The sequence below is a fragment of the Mesorhizobium loti CJ3sym genome (assembly GCF_000472785.1).
Taxonomy (GTDB): Bacteria; Pseudomonadota; Alphaproteobacteria; order Rhizobiales; family Rhizobiaceae; genus Mesorhizobium; species Mesorhizobium loti_E.
Window position 1 is genome coordinate 164,100 of the sequence record NZ_AXAL01000002.1, and the last position, 20,368, is coordinate 184,467.

General features: G+C 64.2%; 7 protein-coding genes. 5 read left to right on the top strand and 2 right to left on the bottom strand.

The window, feature by feature from the left end:
* Positions 1–26: 26 nt before the first annotated feature.
* Positions 27–2,117: a penicillin-binding protein 1C gene (pbpC, locus tag A3A9_RS0105395; protein WP_152536067.1), complete on the bottom strand. Its 2,091-nt coding sequence runs from the start codon at positions 2,115–2,117 to the stop codon at positions 27–29.
* A gap of 108 nt (positions 2,118–2,225) precedes the next feature.
* Complete coding sequence (locus tag A3A9_RS0105405) at positions 2,226–7,724, bottom strand: alpha-2-macroglobulin family protein (RefSeq protein WP_027057856.1); 5,499 nt, start codon at positions 7,722–7,724, stop codon at positions 2,226–2,228.
* 279 nt (positions 7,725–8,003) lie between these two features.
* On the opposite strand from A3A9_RS0105405, the gene A3A9_RS0105410 reads away from it, so the two are divergent.
* The 5 genes from A3A9_RS0105410 to A3A9_RS0105430 all read left to right on the top strand — a co-directional run bounded on the left by A3A9_RS0105410 (position 8,004) and on the right by A3A9_RS0105430 (position 20,351).
* The gene (locus A3A9_RS0105410) at positions 8,004–9,932 is read left to right on the top strand and encodes an autotransporter assembly complex protein TamA (protein WP_027057857.1); all 1,929 of its coding nucleotides are present in this window, start codon (positions 8,004–8,006) and stop codon (positions 9,930–9,932) included.
* 2 nt (positions 9,933–9,934) lie between these two features.
* Positions 9,935–15,988 carry a translocation/assembly module TamB domain-containing protein gene (locus tag A3A9_RS0105415; RefSeq protein WP_027057858.1) on the top strand — a complete coding sequence of 2,018 codons (6,054 nt, stop codon included), beginning with the start codon at positions 9,935–9,937 and terminating at the stop codon, positions 15,986–15,988.
* A 277-nt stretch (positions 15,989–16,265) separates the two neighbouring features.
* Positions 16,266–17,918 (top strand): ABC transporter substrate-binding protein, encoded by a 1,653-nt coding sequence (locus tag A3A9_RS0105420; protein WP_027057859.1) that lies wholly within the window; start codon positions 16,266–16,268, stop codon positions 17,916–17,918.
* A 228-nt stretch (positions 17,919–18,146) separates the two neighbouring features.
* On the top strand, positions 18,147–19,181 hold the full coding sequence (locus A3A9_RS0105425) for an ABC transporter permease (RefSeq protein ID WP_027057860.1): 1,035 nt from the start codon (positions 18,147–18,149) through the stop codon (positions 19,179–19,181).
* Between the two features lie 12 nt (positions 19,182–19,193).
* The gene (locus A3A9_RS0105430) at positions 19,194–20,351 is read left to right on the top strand and encodes an ABC transporter permease (RefSeq protein ID WP_027057861.1); all 1,158 of its coding nucleotides are present in this window, start codon (positions 19,194–19,196) and stop codon (positions 20,349–20,351) included.
* The last annotated feature ends 17 nt before the right edge of the window (positions 20,352–20,368 follow it).

Below are 20,368 nucleotides of genomic sequence, written 5' to 3' on the forward strand. Positions count from 1 at the left end.
AAGGCCTTCATTCTCAAGGAAGGCCTTCATTCAACAAACACGTTCACGCTCGCCGCCCGGCCCGCCGCGTCGATCACGGTCAGCGTCGAGTAGCCGGCGCCATCGGGCAGCCAGGTCGCGGTGCGGCGGCGGTCGATACCAGCGAGCGGCTTGCCATTGGCCAGCCAGCGGAACGGCGCACGTCCGCCTTGCAGTTTGAGCACCAGCGGCGAGGCATCGGCCGAATTCGTGGCGAGGTCGACGCGGGCGCCGTCCGGCGGGAAGATGATGGTTGGGGCGGGTTCGGTCGCTGTTGCCTGCACCAGGCCGTCGGCGCCGGCGCCGAAGCGGGCGAGCGTCACCGGCAGGTCCTCGCGCTTGGGGGTGAAGGCGCCGGGCGGCTTGCCCGGCAGCGGCACGGTGGCAAGGCCGGAGCGGACAAAGCCTTCGAACAGGATGGGAGCGGCCGAGACATAGCCGGAAAGGCCCGGCACCGCGCCGGCATCGGGGCGGCCGACCCAGACGCCCAGCACATAACGGCCGTCGAAGCCGACCGACCAAGCGTCGCGGTAGCCGTAGGAGGTGCCGGTCTTGTAGGCGATGCCGCGCTGCAAGGCGCCTTCCGGCGGTTTGACCCCCGAGAGGATGTCGATGATTTGCCAGTTCGCCTGGTCGTTGAGGATGGTAGCGGTGGTGCGTTCGGCATTGGTCGGCTCGGTGCCATCATGCAGCGTGTGCGTCTTGCCGCCATTGGCGAGCCCCGTATAGAGCTGGACCAGATCACGCAGCGTGACGCCAACGCCGCCGAGGCCGATGGCCAGGCCCGGCGCTTCGTTAACCGGCAGGATCGGGTTGACGCCGGCTTGGCGGAAGCGCGCCGTCAGCCGCGCCGGACCGACCGCGTCGAGCACGCGGATCGCGGGCACGTTGAGCGACAGTTGCAGCGCCTGGCGGATGCTGACATCACCCTGGTAACCCATGTCGAAATTCTTGGGCCTGTAGCCGCCGAAATCGACCGGACTGTCCTCGATCAGCGTTTCCTGCGCCACCAGTCCCTGTTCGAAGGCGAGGCCATAGATGAACGGCTTCAGCGTCGATCCGGGCGAGCGCACGATCTTGGTCATGTCGATCCAGCCGGAACGGCTGGCATCGAAGAAATTGGCGGAGCCGACTTCGCCAAGAATGTCGCCGGTGCGGGAATCGGCCAGCACCATGGCGACGGACAGACGCGGTCCAAGCTTGGTGGCGGCGTCGCGCGCCACCTGTTCCAGCCCTTGCTGGACACTTTTGCGGATCGTCAGCTTGAGCGGCTGGCCGGGAACGGCCCTGGGCAGCATCGCATAGGCGGCGTGCGCGGCGAGTGCCGGCAAGGTGCGGCGCAGGCCCGACACGTCGTCAAGTGCTGCGCGCGCCGCCTCGCGTTCGCCGATCAGGCCTGATGAGACCATGCGGGTCAGCACCCGGTCGCGGGCGGCATGCGCGATCTCCAGGTTGCGGTCGGGGCGGCGCTTTTCCGGCAATTGGGGCAGGGCGACGAGCAAGGCGGCTTCCGAGACGGTGAGCCGCTTCGGCTCCTTGCCGAAATAGGCGAGCGAGGCGGCCCGCACCCCTTCGAGATTGCCGCCATAGGGCGCCAGCGTCAGGTAGCGTTCGAGGATCTCGCGCTTGGACAGCCGGCGCTCGATCTGGATGGCGCGCAGCATCTGCTTGATCTTGGAGCCGAGGCTGCGGCTTTCGCGCGGCTCGATCAGGCGTGCGAGCTGCATCGACAAGGTCGAGCCGCCTGAGACGATGTGGCCGCTGGTGATAAGCTGGGCGGCGGCGCGGCCAAGCGCCAGCACGTCGATACCCTCATGATCCCAGAAACGCTTGTCCTCATAGGTCACCAGCATGTCGACGAACTGCTTGTCGACCTGGTCGAGATGGGTTTCGAGCCGCCAGTAGCCGTCCGGCGTGGCGAAGGCACGCAGCAGCTGGCCATCGCGGTCCTGGACTTCGGTGGAGACCGTGAGTTCCGCCGGAAGTGGGGGCGGGAAGGCACGATCGAGTTCCCAGAGGGAAGCCGCTGAAACGGCGAGGATGCCGGCGCAGGAGGCTAGCGTTATGGCTGCCCGGCGAAGGAATTTTCTGGAGAGCATGGCGCTGCCCCTCATCCGCCTGCCGGCACCTTCTCCCCGTCCTTGGACGGGGAGAAGAGAGCTGTCATGAGCGCAATCGCCATTTGCATGATCGCCACCATCGGCACCTTACGGGGCCTTGATCTCCATCACGCCGGTGGCGGTGCGGGCCGAGTATTGCGGCCGGTACATGTCTTCCACCGTAGCTGCCGGGTGCGCATAGGTACCAGGCGTCACGGCGCGCACGACATAGGCCATCGTCAGATTGTGGTCGTGGTCACCGTCGGCGGGGTTGAATGCCGCGACGAAACGGTCGTCGCGGAATTCGAGATGCGCGGCATCGGTCTGTGCCAGCCAGGAGAAATTCGTCAATTGGGCGCTGGAGACTAGGCCCGGATTGTCGATCTCGAAGCCGGCTGGCAACAGGTCGGTGACCAGCAGGCGCGAAGGCCAGCTGTTCTGCTCGGTGACTTTGAGCACGACGACATAGCGTTCGTTCTGGGTTGCCTCCGTCACATTGGCTTCGGTGCCATCGAGCTTGTAGTAGGTGCGGTCGATGGTGAAGCCGTCACCGCCAGCCGGCAAGGGCTGGATCGGCGACGCCACGGTGGTGACGACGGCCTGCAGCGGGGTCTTGCCGGTGTTGGCGATTTCGAGCGGGCTGTCGACCAGCTCGGAGCCGTTGACCTGGTTGGAATAGCCGCCCGAATGCGGCGCGCCATTGACGGTCAGCGTGATCGAGTCATTGCCTTCCTTGAGCGCGCGGGCCGCCAGCAGCATCCAGGAATCGTCCTGGGTGCTGGTCCAGCGGACTTCGGCGCGTTCCCTGGTCACCAGCTTGATCAATTCGGGCACGATCGTCGATACCGGCTTCGATTCCGCCGCCAGTGACAGCATTGCCGCGCCGTCACGCAGCGGCGAGCCATAGTCGGAGCGGTAGTAGTCGTAGTCGGTCTGCGACTTGGCGAGCTGCAGCGCTGTCTTGAACGTTGCTTCCGAGCGCTGGGTGTCGCCATAGAGCGCAAGGCTCGCCGCCAGCTGGGCAACGGCCATCGGGCTCGAGAAGGCTTCGAGCTGGGTGTCCGCATAGTAGCGCAGATCACCGATCGAGGCCTTCTTGTTGCGGGCCAGAACGTAGAGGGCGTAGGCGATCTCGCTGCCGCGGTCCTGGACGCTCTGGTCGTAGCCTAGCGAGTTCTGCAGATTGCTCAGCGCCTGGTTCATGGCGAGAGCCGGCACATCGTATTTCCGCTCGCGTGCCCGGGTCAGGAACTCGCTGACATAGGCGTCGAGCCATAGATCGCCGGAGCCCGGGCCCCACAGGCCGAAGCTGCCGGACGAGGACTGATAGCTCAGCACCTTGTAGATGGCATCCTGGATGCGGCCGTGCAAGTCGGGGTCGCTTTCCATGCCGATGCCGGAAGCCATGTCATTGACATAGAGAAGCGGCATGGCGCGGCTGGTGGTCTGCTCGGCGCAACCATAGGGGTAACGGTCGAGCGTCATCAGCAATGACGGCACGTCGAAGGCCGCGGCCTGCGAAACGCCGACACTGACCGAAGCGCCTTCCAGCAGGCTTGCCGCCAAGAGTTCCTTGTCGACGCGCAATGCGCCGCCATTGCCTTTGAGGTCGACCACAAGGCGGGTGGTGACCGGCAATTGCGCCGGGCGCACCGGCACGTATAGCGTCTGTTCGACCTTGGTGCCGTCGGCGTGCGCCAGCTTTATGGTGAGCGAGGCATTGCCCGCCGTCTTTGCGATCAACGGCACGGTCAGTGTCTGGCGCTTGCCTTGGGCGAGCGTCAGCTTCTGGGGCAGGGGCTTGTCGCCGGTCGACAGGTCGCCCGTCGTGTCGATCGAGAAAGCATAGTCGCCGGCCGGGCCGTCGGTGTCGGCCACGTCGAGCCGCATGACGGCGTTGTCGCCAGGTGCCAGGAAGCGCGGCAGGCCGGCGGTGATGACGACGGGATCGCGCACGATGACATCCGACTGGGCATGGCCGACCGCTTCCTTGGTCCAGGCGACGGCCATGACGCGCACGGTGCCGTTGAACTGCGGGATGTCGAAGTCGACCCGCGCCTTGCCGTCAGAGTCGAGCTGGACCGGGCCGGAGAAGAAGGCGACCAGCTTTTCGGTGGGCGGGCTGCCTTGCGTCTGCATGTTGGCGCCGTCACCGCCGGTCCTGAGCTTGCCGGTGGTGCCCAGCGAGCCGTCGATCAGGCGGCCATAGATGTCGCGGATCTCCATGCCCAGCATGCGCTGGCCGAAGAACCAGTTCTCCGGATCCGGTGCCTTATAGTTGGTCAGGTTGAGGATGCCGACATCGACCGCGGCAACCATGACATAGGCGTTGGTGCCCGGCTGCACGCCGGCCACGGAAACCGGGATCGACAACTGTTGGCGCGGCATCGTCTTGTCCGGCGGCGTCAGCGTGACGGCAAGCTTCTTCGAGCCCGGATCGACCGTCAGCCACTTCACGCCGATGGCGCGGGCCGGCATGCGCGTTTCCTGCGCATCGCCCGGCCGGAACAGGGTTGCCGTGACATAGGCGCCGGCACCCCAGTCGTCACCGACCGGAATGTCGACGGTGCTGCCGCCGACCGGCACGGTTGCCGTGATGGTCTTCAGCAGCTTGTCGGAACCGATGTTGATCAGAAGTTCGCCGGCAAAATGCGGCGAGATTTTCAGCTTGGCCACTTCGCCCGCGGCATAATTGTCCTTGTCGAGGGCGATCTCCAGGCCGTCAGGTGTTTCGGTGGTGGTCGAGGCGACATACCAGCCGGCATCGAACTCATAGCTGGTGGCAGGCCCCTCGGGATCAGATGTCTCGACCTCGAGCCGATACTGGCCCCAATCGACCGGCACGGAGACGGTGGCGTCGCCATCGGCGCTGAGGTCGATCTGGCCGTTGGCGATCGACTTGGTGAGGTCGACCGCCTCGTAGTTCCAGGAGTTGTTGGAGCGGTACCACTGGTAATTGCGTTCGACCTTGACCAGCGACCACTGCGCGCCCTTCAGTGCCTCACGCTTGCCGGCTGGATCGACCGCGATCAGGCTGAACTTGGCTGTGCCGCCCTGCGGCACTTCGCCGTCGGCGAAGTCCGGACGAATGCCGATCATATGGCCTTGCGGGCGGATGCCGATGTTGAGCGAGCGCTCGATGGCGCGGCCACCGGTTTCGCGCATCCGTACCGTCACCTTGCCGTTGACCAGCTTGGTGGTCGAGGGCAACTGGTCGACGGAAATCGGGAAGGTCGCCTTGCCGTCATCGCCAACCACCGGCAGGTTGGTCAGCGGTGTGACCGTGGGCTGCGCCGACTGCTCGTCGGCGAGGCCGAAGGAAAAGTTGGGGAAGCGGTCCCAGTCGCGCGCCGTCGACAGCGTCAGTTCGCCTTCCAGGGCCAGGCCCGCCGCCGGCGCGCCATAGAGGAAGCGGCCGTCAATGTTGATGTTGGCGGTTTCGCCCCGCTCGATTTCCTGCTTGTCGGCCTTCATGTCGAATTCGATGCGATCCGGCACGAAGTCCTCGACCAGGAACATCTGGGTGGCGACCGCCGGCTGCTTGGGATCGGTGTAGATCGATACCGACCAGGTGCCGCGCATGGCATTGGGTTCGAGCGGCAGGTCGACGGCATGGCCGCCGGCCGAAGCGCCGTCGCTGACGATGCGGCGGTCCTCGACACCGTCGGGACGCGAGAAGATGAAGGTCAGCGGGAGGTTTTCGACCGCCTTGGCGGCACCATCGCGGGCAAGGGCCGCGACATGGACATCCTCGCCGGCGCGGTAGATGCCGCGCTCGGTCCAGGCATAGACGTCGAGCGCGCCGGGAGCCGCGCGCCCGGTGACGCCACGGTCGGACAGGTCGAAGCCGGCCTTGGACATGTCGAGGAAGACGAAATCATTGTCGCCCTGCTTGGCCATCAGCACGGCCGGCACCATGCCGCCGTCGCCACGTGTCAGGCCGGGGTTGAAGACGGCATGGCCGTCGGCATCCGAGGTCGCGGTGCCGAGAACCTCGTTGTTCCTGGCAACCAGCGTCAGTTCGGCGCCGGCAATCGGTTTGGCGCTGCCCAGCGAACGGGCAAAGACATTGAGCCCGTCCTGGCCGGTATAGGTCGACAGGCCGATGTCGGAGACGACGAACCACTGCGTGGCCATCTGACCGGAATCGTCACTCTTGTCGTTGACGGCCTTGGCGGTCAGCACATAGACGCCGGGCTTGCGCTGCGGCAGGGCTTGGTCGACCGGGAAGGAGGTGGTGACCTCCTTGTTGAGGTCGTTGACGATGTCGATCTGGCCCTGCCAGACCGGCGCGCCCATCTGCTCGGTAATGTTGGAGATGTCATAGCTGTCGAGCTGGTGCAGGAACTGGTAACCCGACAGAAGCTGCGCCAGCGAACGGTCGCCGATGCGGTAGAGCTTCATCTCGGCGGCGTTCATGTTGACGGTGACGATCGGGATGCCACGGCGTGCGCCGGCCGGCAGCACGAAGCTGTCGCCGGTGAAGCGGGCGGACGGCGCGCGGTCCTGCACGTAGATCGACAGCACCACGGGAGCGGCGGTCACTTCGCCGATTGCCGCCGGCAGGCCGGCGCGGAAGGTGACGTCGTAATGCTGGCCATGCTCCAGGCCCTCGACGCAGATCTGTTTGTCCTTGGCCTCGACGCCCTTCGGCGGCGCATTGTCGACGGTGACGAACTGCGCGTAGTCGACACCGGTCTTGACCAGTTCCTCGGAGAACTGCGCGCAGATGCGCGGCGCGCTGGTGTCGGCATCGACGCTGTGGTCGATGACACGGAAACCCTTGCGGGCCTTCAGATCGGCATAGTCGGCCTGGACGGCCGGCGACGTTACCAGCGCAAGGCTCGCCTCATAGGCCTGCAGGGCAGGGCGGTAGAGATCGCGCTTGTCGAGGCCGGCGCCGAGCAGGGCCAGCACGTCGGCGCGGGTCTTGGTGGTGCGCAGCAGCTTGTAGGCGTTGAAAGCGGCCGAAGTGCCGTTCATCGGCAAAGTCGATACTTCCGCGGTGCTGGCTACGGGTTGCACGGCCAGCGTTTCGCGCGCCAGATTGAGCCAGAGCTGGCCATCGTCGGGCATCACCGAGACCGCGGCCTCGTATTTCTGCATGGCGGAGCGATGGTCGCCGGTCTGCACCGCCTGTTCGGCAGAGCCGATCAGGGCCGCCATGCCTTCGGTGGGCTTGTTATAGGCCGGACCGAGCAGCGTGTTGCGGTATTGCTGGGCCTGATCGGCCATCCAGTTGGGGAAGAAGGCCAGTGCTGGCGGGGCGCCGATATCGGGATCGCCGTCAATGTTGACGATCTTGCCGGCGACGGCGCCGTTGAACGGCTTCAACTGGTTGTAGTCGGATTTGAGAAAGCACCATTTGGCCTTGGTGTTGTAGGTGAAGGCGCGGCAGGCCGGATCGCCAAGGCATGTCGTCTTGCACTGGTCGAGCGTGACATTCTGGTCGGATCTGAGATCAAAGCCGAAATAATCGGAATTGTCGGTCGTTGCGATTCGCCGGGCTTCGGCCGCTTGCGCGACGCCGTTCCAGGTTAAGACATTGGCCCAGGCGAAGAAAAGAAGGATCAGGATCGACAGACCACGAGCCGCGCGCATTGCCATAACACCCTCCAGACAGTGCAATCGTGCGGGCATGTTCAAGCTTCAGCCAAGCTTGTCAACGCGCGAACGAGGCAGGTTCCGCCTGCCAACGGTTTATTTCCCGGCCAAGGACCGGTATGCGAGCAGTAACCTCCACGGGATAGGGGATCACGCTTTCTTGCGGAAACGCAGAAGGTGTGAATTCCAAGCCCGTCCTATTTCAGACAATTGGATTGTGGCTCCTTTACGAGCGCTTCAGAACTTCATTCCAATTTTAGTTTTGTAACCTAGGTTGTCTTAATGCCGGCGCATGAAAAGCAGATGTCAGGAAGGACCGCGCCAGGGCGCGCCCTTCCGCGCGCCCTGCTTTTGGCTGCGATCTGCTGGGCCGCGTTGGCCGCCGAATCACGGCCGGCGGCTGCCTTCTCGATCTTTGGTATCAAGCTGTGGGGCTCTTCCAGCGACCCGGACGCCGATATCGTCGACCCGCTGCGCTATGCCGTAACCATCACGGCTCCAGACGCCGACAAGGATCTGATCAAGAAGCTCGAAAACGCTTCGGCCCTGAAAAGTGATGTGGATCGCCCCGTGTCCGGCTCGCTCGGGCTGATGGCCAAGGCGCGCAGCGACCGTGAGCAACTGGTCGCCGCCCTTTACGCCGATGCCCGCTATGAAGGCGTGGTCACCATCACCATTGACGGCAAACCGATCGACGACTTGCCGCCGGACGCCGAATTCAAGGGTCCGCAGCCGATTCCGGTGGTGGTCACTGTCGCCGCCGGCCCCAAATTCACCCTTGGCACCATCCGGCTGGAGGGCGACGCGGCGGGGCTAATGAGCGCCGATTACGGCCTGATATCGGGTGGCGACGCCGGTTCCGGCGCCGTGCTCAAGGCTGAGGCGCTGATCGTGCGGACGCTGAAGGAGCAGGGCAGGCCGCTGGCCAAGGTGACCGACCGGCAGATCGTCGCCGACCATGCCACCTCGACGCTTGATGTGACGCTGACGGTGGCGGCAGGGCCGGTTGCCGGCTATGGCGCGACGACGGTGGAAGGCACCGAGAAGGTTGACCGCGACTTTACCGAATACATGACAGGGCTGAAACGCGGCAAGCAGTACTCGCCGCAGGAGATCAGCGATGCGCGCGACAGGCTGCTGGCGCTCGAGGTTTTCAACAGCGTGACGTTCAAGGAAGCCGAGAAACTCGATGCCGACGGCAACATTCCGATCGGCGTCCAGGTCAGCGAGCGCAAGCCGCGCTATTTCGGCCTGGGCGGTACTTTTTCCAACACCGAGGGGCTGGGCCTGGAGGGCTATTGGGGCCACCGCAATTTGTTTGGTCACGCCGAAAAGCTGCGCATCGACGGCGCCATCAGCGGTATCGGCAGCAACAATCTGTCCGAGCTGAACTACAATGCCGGCATCATGTTCGAGAAACCCGGCGTGATCGGGCCGGCGTCGAAGTTCTTTGCCAGCGTCAAGACCGTGCTGGAGCATCCGGACGCGTACGATCATTTCTCGGTCAAGGGCAGCACCGGCCTGTCCTATGAGCTCGACAAGAAGCAGACCGTCTCGGCCGAGGTGGCGCTCGACTACTCACGCATCCATGACGCCTTCGGCAAGCACAAATACCTGATCGCCAGCATTCCGCTGCAATATGTCTACGACAACCGCGACAACCGGCTGAACCCGACCAGCGGCTTCCGGGTGCTGGCCTATGCCGAGCCGAGCTATGACATATTGAGCGGTGCGGCCTTCCTGAAGGTGAAGGGCGAGGGATCGGCGTATCAGTCGCTGGATACGGCCTCCAAGTTCGTGCTGGCCGAGCGCGTTGCCGCCGGGTCGATCGTCGGCACCGGGCTGCAGAACGTTCCGGCCGACCGGCGCTTCTATTCCGGCGGCGGCGGCTCGGTGCGCGGCTACGCCTATCAGGGCATCGGCCCCAAGGATTTCAACGGCCAGCCGATCGGCGGCCTGTCCTTCTTCGAGACCTCGGTGGAAATGCGCATCGCCATAACCGACACGATCGGCATCGTGCCGTTCGTCGATGCCGGCACGGTGTCGACGAAGTCGGTGCCGAATTTCTCCGACGTCAAGGTCGGCGCCGGCGTCGGCCTGCGCTACGTCACACCGTTCGGGCCGCTGCGCATCGACGCCGCCATTCCGCTCAACCGCGATCCCAGCGATCCGCATTTCGGCATCTATGCCGGCATCGGACAGGCATTCTGACGATGAAAACGGTCTGGCGCATCCTTCGCATTGTCCTCTACACGCTGCTGATCGTGGTCGCGGGCGCCATCAGCGCGTTGGTTGTGCTGACCAAGACCGAGCGCGGACGCGACAATCTCGCCGGCATCATTTCGCAGATGGCCTCCAGCGACGATCGCAAGATCACCGTCAGCGGCATTGACGGCATCTGGTCGGGCGCGCTCAGCGTCGACCATGTCGTTGTAGAAGACCGCCAAGGCGCATGGCTGGTGGCGCGCAAAGTGGCGGTCGACTGGTCGCCGCTTTCGTTGCTGTCGAAAAGTTTCAGCGCCGACCGCATCGCGGCCGAGCGCATCGAACTGGCACGCCTGCCGGTGGCAGGTCAGCAACAGCCGGCGCAGAGCGGTACGGCGACGCTGCCGGTTTCCATCGACATCAAGCTGATCGACCTGCCGGAAATCGCGCTTGGCCAGCAACTGGCCGGCAGCGGCATCGCCGAGCTTGCCGCCAAGGGAATGCTCAAGGCCGATGCCGCGCCGCTGGCGGTCGAGACAGTGCTCAACGTCACCCGCCATGACGGCAAGCAAGGCAATGTCGACGCCAAGATCCACTTTGCGCCTGATGACAACAGGCTCGATCTCGACCTCAAGGCGTCGGAACCATCAGGCGGCATCATCGCCAATCTGCTCAAGCTGCCCAATGCGCCGCCGGTCGACTTAGCCGTCTCGGGCACCGGACCGCTCGCCAATTGGAACGGCATCGCCACGTTCACGGTCGACGGCAAGATCGTCACCCAGCTGACCGGCCGCCACCAGTCTACCGACAAGGGCAATCACGTCGAGGCCAAGGGCGACGGCGAGTTCGCGCCCTTCCTGCCCGAAAATCTGAGGCCGCTGTTTGCCGGCAAGACCAGCTTCGATGTCGCGGGCACCGCGACATCGGCCGGCGGCATCAGCGTCGACCGGGCCAACATCGAAAGCGATACGATACATGGCACCGCGACCGGCATCGCTGACCCTGCCGGCGCCAGCGACCTGTCGGTTGAAATTGCCGCCAAGGGCGCACCCGTGCCGATCACCATGGGCAGTGCGGCACAGCCGATCACGGTGGTCATCCGGAACATCACTGCCCGCGCCTTTGGCGACGGCAGGGCGCCGATCATCGACATCGGCGCCTCGCTGGTTTCGGTGGTGGCTGGCGGCACGCAGCTGAACGATCTTTCGACGCAGATCCATTCAGACGGCTTCGACATCCAGAACCGCGCCGGGCCATTTGCCGTCAAGCTGACGGCAGGCGGCCTGAAAACCGACGTGGCGACACTGGCGCCGCTGATCACCGGCAAGGTCGATGTCGATCTCGCGGGAGCGCTCAGCAAGGACGCCATCACCATCGACCAGGGCACGCTGCGCTCCGATGCGCTCAACGCCTCGCTGACCATGACGGTGGCGCTTGCGGATCTCTCGATGCAGCTCAAGATGAATGCGGATGCGGTATCGACCGCTTTGCCGCCGCAGATCAGCTCGGTGCTCGGCGAGCGGGTGAAGTTCTCGGCCGCTGCGACCCGCGATCCGCAGGGGTCCTTTGCCGCCAATTCGATCTCGTTTACCTCCGGCTCGCTCAGCGCAAGCGGCACCGCCAGCGCGCAGGGGACCGACATCCAGGCCGACATCAAGGGCACGCTGGGCGATGTTTCGGTGCTGTCGCCGATGGTCGGCGTGCCGGTTGCCGGCGGCGTCGATTTCGCGCTGTCGGCGAGCGGCGCCAGGTCGGCACCGGATTTCACTGTTAGCGCCGACAGCGACAGCCTGACGGCCTCGGGCCGCACGGTGAAGGCGATCAAGCTGACGGCGAGCGGCAAGGCCGACATAGCAAGTCCCTCGGCCAACGTGTCGCTGACCGGGTCGGTCAACGACCAGCCGCTCGACCTCAAGGCGGCGCTGGTGACGAGCGAGGGCAAGCGCTCGATCAACGGCTTCCTTGTCTCGCTTGGCGACAACAAGGTTTCCGGCGACCTGGCGCTGGATGACAAGTTCATGCCGCTCGGCACGCTGACGCTTGCAGCACCCGCAATCGACCAGCTGGCGGCACTCGCCGGCCAGACGGTGACCGGCGACATCAACGGCACCATCAACTTCGCCAAGGAGGGCGACGCGCCTTCTGTTGCCATCGATGCCAAGAGCACGTCGATCGCGCGCGGCGAGGTGACGGCCAAGACGATCGCGGTCAATGCGCTGATCGCCAACTATCTCAAGGCGCCGGCCATCGCTGGCTCGATCAAGGCCGACAGCGTCACCTCGGGCGCCACCGAAATCAGCGGCATCGGCGTCGATCTGAAGCGCGACGGCGACTGGACCAATTTCACCGGCGGCGCCACCATAGCGGGCATTCCGGCGACGGCGGCCGGCCGGGTCAAGATCTCCCAGGGTACCACCAGTGTCGAGATCGCTTCGGGCGAAGCCACGGTTCGCGGCATCAAGGCGGCAATCGCCGAAGCCTCTGCCCTGACAATCGCCAATGGCACGACCAGCATCGACAAGCTGGCTTTGAATGTCGGTGGCGGCGCGGTGACACTGTCGGGCACCGCAGGCCAGACGCTCGATCTCGCGGCACAGTTTTCCGCGCTGCCGGCGGCCCTTGCCAATGATTTTGCGCCCGGCCTCGATGCCGTAGGCACGCTCGGCGGCACGGCGCAGGTGACGGGAACGCCGGCCGCTCCCGAGGTTCGGTTCAACGCACAACTCGCCGGCGTCGAAACCAGCCAGACCCGCCAGGCAGGGCTCGGACCGCTCGCTGTCGATGCGGCCGGCGCCTATACCTTGGCCGGTGGCGTCGCCCTCGACCATGCGACGCTGTCTGGCGACAAGATTTCCGGCAAGGCCGCCGGCACTATCAATCCGAACGGCGCCAGCGATTTTGCACTGGATCTTACATCGTCGGGGCCGAGCCTGCCGCTGACCTTCGGCAGTGCTGCGAGCCCGGTGAAGATCGAGATCCAGTCTTTATCGGCAAGGGTGGCGGGCGAGAGCACGCAGGCTCGCCTCGATGTCTCCGCGATCCTGCCTTCGGTCACCACCAGCCCGGCCAAGGTGGATGGACTTGTCTTGACCTTGCATTCGGATGCGTTCGACCTCAAGAGCCGCGCCGGACCGGTGTCCGGCACGGTGTCGGTGGATAAGGTCGGTCTCGACAACGCCGCGATCGCACCGCTGATCGCCGGCAAGGTCACGGCCGCGCTCAATGCCCGGCTGACATCAGACGCCGTTTCCATCGACAGCGGCTCGCTCAAAAGCGATGCGTTGAACAGCCAGGTCGCGGGCCAAGTGTCCCTGCGTGACGGCACAATCGACCTCAAGCTGAGTGCGGATGCCCCTTCATCGGCCTTGCCGGCGGCGGCGCGTGGTGTGCTTGGCGAACGCGCGCAGATGAGCGCCACGCTGAAGCGCGACCCCAATGGCGGCATCAATGTCGAGGGGCTGAAGCTGGTCTCCGGCGCGCTGAGTGCACAGGGGCAGGCGAGCCTTGCCGACAACAAGGTGGCCGCCGACATCACCGGTGCTCTCGCCGACATCTCGCTGTTGTCCAAGGATGCCAAGGGCGCTATCGCCTTTGCACTGAACGCTCAGGGGCCGGCAATCGCGCCTGATCTGTCGCTGACGGTCAACAGCGATCGGTTGCTGGTGGCGTCGCGCGAGATCACTGGTCTGAAGCTCACCGCCACCGGCAAGGCGGATGCGGCCAACCCGGCGGCGAATGTGCAACTGACCGGCAATGTCGCGGGACAGGCCTTGCAAGGCAGCGCGGTGCTGGCGACAGCGGACGGCAAGAGCGCCATCAACGGCCTGCTCCTGTCGCTGGGCAAGAACCGGATTTCCGGCGATCTGGCACTGGACGACAAGTTCGTGCCGGAAGGCACCATCTCGCTCGACCTGCCCGATATCGGCCCGCTCGCCGCGCTTGCACTGGAAAAGGCCGAGGGCGATGTGCGCGGCACGATCGCGTTCTCGAGGAACGGCGCGGCGCCGCAGGTCGCCGTCAAGGCAACGACCGCTTCGATCACGCGCGGCGATCTGCAGGCCAAGGCCGTTTCCATCGATGCGCTGATTGCCAACTATCTCGCCGCTCCAGTCATTTCCGGCAAGATCCGTGCTGACACCGTCACATCGGGCGGTACTGTCATCAGCGGCATCGATGTCGATTTGAAGCGTGACGGCGACTGGACCGGCTTTTCCGGCGGCGCCACCGTCAAGGGCATTCCGGCGCAGGCCGCTGGCCGCGTGAAGGTCGCCAATGGCACCACCACCATTGAGCTCGCTTCCGGCCAGGCGACTGTCCAGGGCATCAAGGCGGCCATAGCCCAGGCTTCGACCGTCAGCATCGCCAATGGCACCACGACGCTGGACCGGCTGGTGCTCAACCTTGGCGGCGGCACGGCGACGGTGACCGGCAAGGTCGGGCAGGCGCTCGACATCAACGCGACGCTGGCGAAAGTGCCGATGTCGCTCGCCAACAGTTTTGCGCCGGGCCTCGATGCAGCCGGCTCGATCTCGGGCACGGCGAAAGTGACGGGCGCACCTGCCAGTCCCGCAGTTGCCTTCAACATCAATGCAGCCGGCGTGCAGACGTCACAGACTCGAGGTGCCGGTGTCGGGGCGGTGAGTGTTTCCTCGTCGGGCACCTTTGCCAGCAACAAGCTGACCTTCAACGCCAATCTGAGCGACGGCGCCGGCCTTGGCCTCAAGGGCGGCGGCACGGTGACGACCGCAGGCACGCCGGCATTGGTACTCGACTTCAATGGCGCCGTACCGTTCGGCATCCTCAGCGAGAAGCTGGCCGCGCAGGGCCTGTCGCTGACCGGAACCGCCAACGTCAACGTTCAGGTGCGCGGTCCGGCGACATCGCCTGTCATCGGCGGCACTGTGAGCGCGTCTGGCGCACGGCTGGTGGATGCCAATTCGGGCCTTGCGGTCAACAACATCGCTCTCGATGTCTCGATCGGCAGCGGCGTCGCCAGGATCAACCGACTGACGGGAACATTGTCGACGCGCGGCAGCCTGTCGGCCAGCGGCACGGTCGGCATCAACCCGGCACAAGGTTTCCCGGCCGACCTGTCGATCAAGCTTACCGATGGCCGCTACACGGACGGGCGCGTGGTGACCGCCAATCTCGGCGGCGACCTGACGATCAAGGGGCCGCTCGTCTCCGCGCCGGTCATCGCCGGCACCGTCAATCTCGCCAAGACCGTGGTCACCGTTCCAGACAAATTGCCGGGCTCGCTCGCCGCGCTCGACGTCAAGCACAAGAACGCACCGGGAGCTGTCAAGGCGCAGGACAAGGCGCTGCGTCCCGCCACGACATCAGGCAAGAGCGGCGGCAATGGTCTTGCGCTCGATGTCACCGTCAACGCGCCGAACCAGATTTTTATCCAGGGCAGGGGCGTCGATGCCGAACTCGGCGGCTCGCTGAGGCTGACCGGCCCGGCCTCGTCGCCGCAAGCGGTCGGCACCTTCACCCTGCAGCGTGGCCGGCTGTCGATCCTCGGCAAGCGGCTGACCTTCACCGAAGGCACGGTCGGCTTCTCCGGCTCGCTGGTGCCCTACCTCAACCTGACCGCGACAACGACGACGACCGGCGCCACCGTCACCATCGTGGTGTCGGGCGAGGCGACCAATCCGAAATTCACCTTCTCCTCGGTGCCGGCGCTGCCCGAGGACGAGGTGCTGGCGCAACTGATCTTCGGCCGGTCGATGTCGAACCTGTCGCCGTTGCAGATCGCGCAGCTGGCCGAGGCAGCCGCGCAATTGGCCGGCGTTGGCGGCTCGACATCCCTGCTTGAGAACCTGCGCAGCGCCATCGGCGTCGACGATCTCGACGTGACCACGGACAGCCAGGGCGGCACGGCGGTCTCGGCCGGCAAATACCTGAACGACCGCACCTATGTGACCATCCAGAAGGGCGACAAGCCGGGTTCGGGCAAGGCCACGATTGACCTCAATGTCGGGCGCGGCGTCAAGCTGCGCGGCGAGGCGACGGACGCCGGCGAAGCCAAGGGCGGCATCTTCTACGAAAAGGAATATTGAGGCGCTGGCCCTCATCCCGGGTGAGGCGCTGGCCCTCATCCTGGCCAGCACTGGCGCTGTCGCAGCCCGCGCCAATGTCTCAGTTTAATCGCTCCGAGTAGATTTTGGCGGAATCTGGGCGCACTAGCAATTTTGCGTCAAGACTGTCGCTATCGCGCGTACCGCTCCCTTTTCAAAGTTGCACATTCGCTAACATGTTCCCAATCCAAGCTGTCTTTGACATCGTGGCCTGGATGCGGAATGTTAATCGGCGGAAAGCCAACAATGGGAGTTAGTCATGACAATTTATAAGAGTAATGGCGATCGCGTGCCGGATCACATCCTGGCCATGGCCGAAGAAGCCAAGGCAGGCAAGGTCGATCGCCGCGAATTCCTGGCCATGGCAAGCGTTTTCGGGGCCTCGACGGCGATGGCTTATGGCCTGCTCGGCCTCGCCGACCCGACCCCGGCCAAGGCTGAAGAGGTAAAAGGCAAAAAGGGCGGCACGCTGAAGGTCGCGCAGTGGATCAAGGATCCGAAGGACCCACGCAAGGCCGACTGGTCGGAAATCGCCAATGCCGAGCGCCAGGCGCTCGAGCCTCTGGTCAAGTACACCACCGAATATACGTTCCGCCCCTATCTGCTGGAAAGCTGGGATGTGAACGACGACGCCACCCAGTACACGCTGCATGTGCGCAAGGGTGTGACCTGGTCGAACGGCGACGCCTTCACAGCCTCTGATGTCGTCTTCAACCTGAAGCGCTGGGCCGACAAGAAGGCCGAAGGCAATTCGATGCCCGGCCGTCTCGGCACGCTGGTCAAGGATGACAAGCTCGACGAAAGCGCCGTGACCATGCCGGACGACCACACCGTCGTGCTCAAGCTCGGCAAGCCTGACATCGCGCTCATCCCCAACATGTGCGACTATCCCGGTCTGATCGTCCATAAGAGCTTTGACGAGAAGGGCGGCGACTTCAAATCCTGCCCGATCGGCACCGGTCCGTTCGAGCTCGTGTCCTACGACGTCGGCCAGAAAGTGGTCTACAAACGCCGCACAGACGACAAGTGGTGGGACGGCGAAGTCTTTCTCGATGGGATCGAATTTATCGACTACGGCACCGATCCGGCGGCCATGGTCAGCGCTTTCGAGGCTGGCGAAGTGCACACCAACTTCGAAACGTCGGCCGACTACGTCTCGATCCTCGACAAGATGGACCTGGTCAAGTCGGAGATCGTCACGGCTTCGACCATCGTCTGCCGTACCAACGTCAACAACAAGCCCTATGGCGACCAGAAGGTGCGCAACGCGCTGCAGCTCGCGGTCGACAACAATGTCGTCCTCCAGCTCGGCTATGGCAATGCCGGCTCAGTCGCCGAGAACCACCATGTCTGCTCGATTCATCCCGAATATTACGAGCTGCCGAAGGTTGCCCGTGATCCGGCCAAGGCGAAGGCGCTAATGGCGGAAGCCGGCCAGGCCGATTTCGAACATGAGCTGATCACGGTTGACGAGGACTGGCACAAGAACACCGGCGACGCGATTGCCGCCCAGTTGCGCGATGCCGGTATCAAGGTGAAGCGCACGGTGCTGCCGGGCTCGACGTTCTGGAACGACTGGACGAAGTATCCGCTATCGATGACCAACTGGAACATGCGCCCGCTCGGCGTCCAGGTTCTGGCCATCGCCTATCGCACCGGCGAGGCCTGGAACGAGGCGGCCTGGTCGAACCCCGAGTGGGATGCCAAGCTCAATGCGGCGCTCGCTGTTGCCGATGCCGCCAAGCGCAAGGAAATGATGAAGGATATCGAGCAGATCCTGCAGGATTCCGGCATCATGATCCAACCCTACTGGCGCAAGCTCTACAGCCATTCGGTCAAGGCGGTGCAGAATTACAAGATGCACCCGACCTTCGAGCGTGACTACGGCAAGGTCTGGCTCGACCAGGCTTGATCGCACAGATAAGGGAAAGGGGGCCTCAGCCCCTTTCCCTGCTGTTTGTATCATCTGTCCCCGTTGGTCCGCGCTTCTCTAAAAAAGTTGCGGACTCCCGGGCAAGGTCATGCAACAAAAACAGGGTTGATCGCATCCGAAGGCCTGTTTGACGGCCAGCCTCGCCAGGCACGGCAGGGTTGGCTTTCATAGCCGGCTCAAACCCCAACCCGTCGGCAGGGGGCCGCCATGCTTTCCTTCGTTATCAGGCGTCTTGGCACCATGGCATTGACGATGCTGTGCCTGACCATGGTCGTCTTCTTCCTGATCAACCTTCAACCCAATCTGAAGAAGCTGGCGATCAGCCAGACCGAAATGCATACGTCGGCCGAGCAGCTCGAGAGCTGGCTGGTCGAGCATGGCTACCGGCAGAACTTCTTCATCCGCTATGGGCAGTGGCTGGGCGTCATGCCCAAGCAGCCAGTGACCGACCCGGCGACCGGCAAGCCGGCGCAGCGTTTCTCCTTCTGCAATGACCCGGTCGTGCCGACCTTCGCCGGAGTCCTCGAAGGCGATTTCGGCTGCTCGACCAAGTTCAAGGCAACGGTGGCCTCGAAATTGTTCCCCGCCCTTGGCGCGACCGGCATCCTGATGTTCTGGGTGCTGGTGGTGATGGTGCCGATCTCGCTCCTGATCGGCATCCTGGCTGGCATGCGCGAGGGCTCGCGAACCGACCGGGTGCTGTCGGTGGCCTCGATCGCCTCGACGGCGACACCCGAATATGTGTCGGGTGTCATCTTCACCGTGATCTTCGCCTCGTGGCTTGGCTGGCTGAACGGCTCGGCCGCGTCGGCGAGCCAAGGCATCACCTTCTACAATTTCACGCTGCCGGTCATGACGCTGGCGATCTACGGCATCGGCTACATCGCGCGCATGACGCGCGCTTCGATGGTCGAGGTGATGACGCAGCAATATATCCGCACCGCCCGATTGAAGGGCCTTAGCTTCGGCAGTGTGGTGGTGAAACATGCGCTGCGCAACGCGCTGATCGCGCCCTTCACCGTCATCATGCTGCAGTTTCCCTGGCTGCTCACCGGCGTCGTCATCGTCGAGGTGATGTTCCGCTACCAGGGTTTTGGCTACACGCTGGTCGAGGCCGCCGGCAACAACGACATCGATCTTTTGCTCGGCTGCTCGCTGGTCTCGGTGTTCATCGTCTTGATCACGCAGCTCATTTCCGATGTCGGCTACGCTTTTCTCAATCCGCGTATCAGAGTTCAGTAGGGGGCGAAGCGGATGCAGGTCCAATATATCAGTGCCTTCACCGTCGTTCTCGAAGTGCTGTCGCGCTTCTGGCCGGTCTGGATCGCGCTCATCATCGTCATGGGAGCGAGCTTCCTCTACAAGAAAAAACTTGCGCTCTACGGCCAGCTATTCGACAGCGGCGTCGGCATAGCGGGTGTCTTCATCTGCCTGTTCTGGTTGTTCACGGCTATCTTTGCCTCGACCATCTCGCCCTTCGATCCGCTCGGCCAGATCCCGATCATGAAGGACACGCTGCCTGGCGCCATCGAGCCGCAATCGGGGCTCGTCTATCTCTTCGGCGGCGACAAGCTGGCGCGCGACGTGTTTTCGCGCATGGTCTATGGCAGCCAGATCGTGCTGATCATCGCGCCGGCGGCGACCGGCTTCGCGCTGATGGTCGGCATCACGCTTGGCCTGCCTGCCGGCTATTACGGCGGCAAGATCGATACCGTGCTGTCGTTCCTGGCCAACCTCGTGCTGGCCTTCCCGGTCATCCTGTTGTTCTACCTGCTGGTGACGCCGGGGATCATGGACACGCCGATCCCCTATGCGCTGGCCGGTGTCTTCTTCCTGTTTCCGATCATCTTCTTCAGCGTGCTGTTCTGGACGCGCTACAAGAACCGGCCCGACCGGATCTACATCCTGCTCGGTCTGACGCTCATCATAGGCGGCTGGATCTATCTCGGCCTGGTCTTCGACAGAGACCCGCTGCACATCGTCCACATCGATCCCAACCAGCTCAACATCTTCGTGGCGGTGGTGTTCGCCTCCAGCCCGGGCGTGTTCCGCATCGTGCGCGGCCTGGTGATGGACATCAAGACGCGCGACTATGTGGCGGCGGCGCAGACGCGCGGCGAATCGCCCTGGTACATCATGCTGTGGGAAATCCTGCCCAATGCGCGCGGCCCGCTGATCGTCGATGCCTGCCTGCGTATCGGCTACACCACCATCCTGCTCGGGACGCTGGGCTATTTCGGCCTGGGTCTCGCGCCGGAAAGCCCCGACTGGGGCACCGCGATCAAGGACGCCAGCCGCTTGCTGCGCTCCTTCATCCACCCGGCGCTGCCGCCGACATTCGCGCTGATGTCGTTCGTGCTGGGGCTGAACCTGCTGGCCGACTCGCTGCGTGAGCAATCGATGAAAGACTGATTGACGGGCTCTTGCCC

Excerpts from the sequence above, each read along its gene's own strand:
- A3A9_RS0105420 (WP_027057859.1), top strand. The coding sequence starts at position 16,266 with ATGACAATTTATAAGAGTAATGGCGATCGCGTGCCGGATCACATCCTG.
- pbpC (WP_152536067.1), bottom strand. The coding sequence starts at position 2,117 with ATGCTCTCCAGAAAATTCCTTCGCCGGGCAGCCATAACGCTAGCCTCC.
- A3A9_RS0105410 (WP_027057857.1), top strand. The coding sequence starts at position 8,004 with ATGCCGGCGCATGAAAAGCAGATGTCAGGAAGGACCGCGCCAGGGCGC.
- A3A9_RS0105430 (WP_027057861.1), top strand. The coding sequence starts at position 19,194 with ATGCAGGTCCAATATATCAGTGCCTTCACCGTCGTTCTCGAAGTGCTG.
- A3A9_RS0105405 (WP_027057856.1), bottom strand. The coding sequence starts at position 7,724 with ATGGCAATGCGCGCGGCTCGTGGTCTGTCGATCCTGATCCTTCTTTTC.
- A3A9_RS0105425 (WP_027057860.1), top strand. The coding sequence starts at position 18,147 with ATGCTTTCCTTCGTTATCAGGCGTCTTGGCACCATGGCATTGACGATG.
- A3A9_RS0105415 (WP_027057858.1), top strand. The coding sequence starts at position 9,935 with ATGAAAACGGTCTGGCGCATCCTTCGCATTGTCCTCTACACGCTGCTG.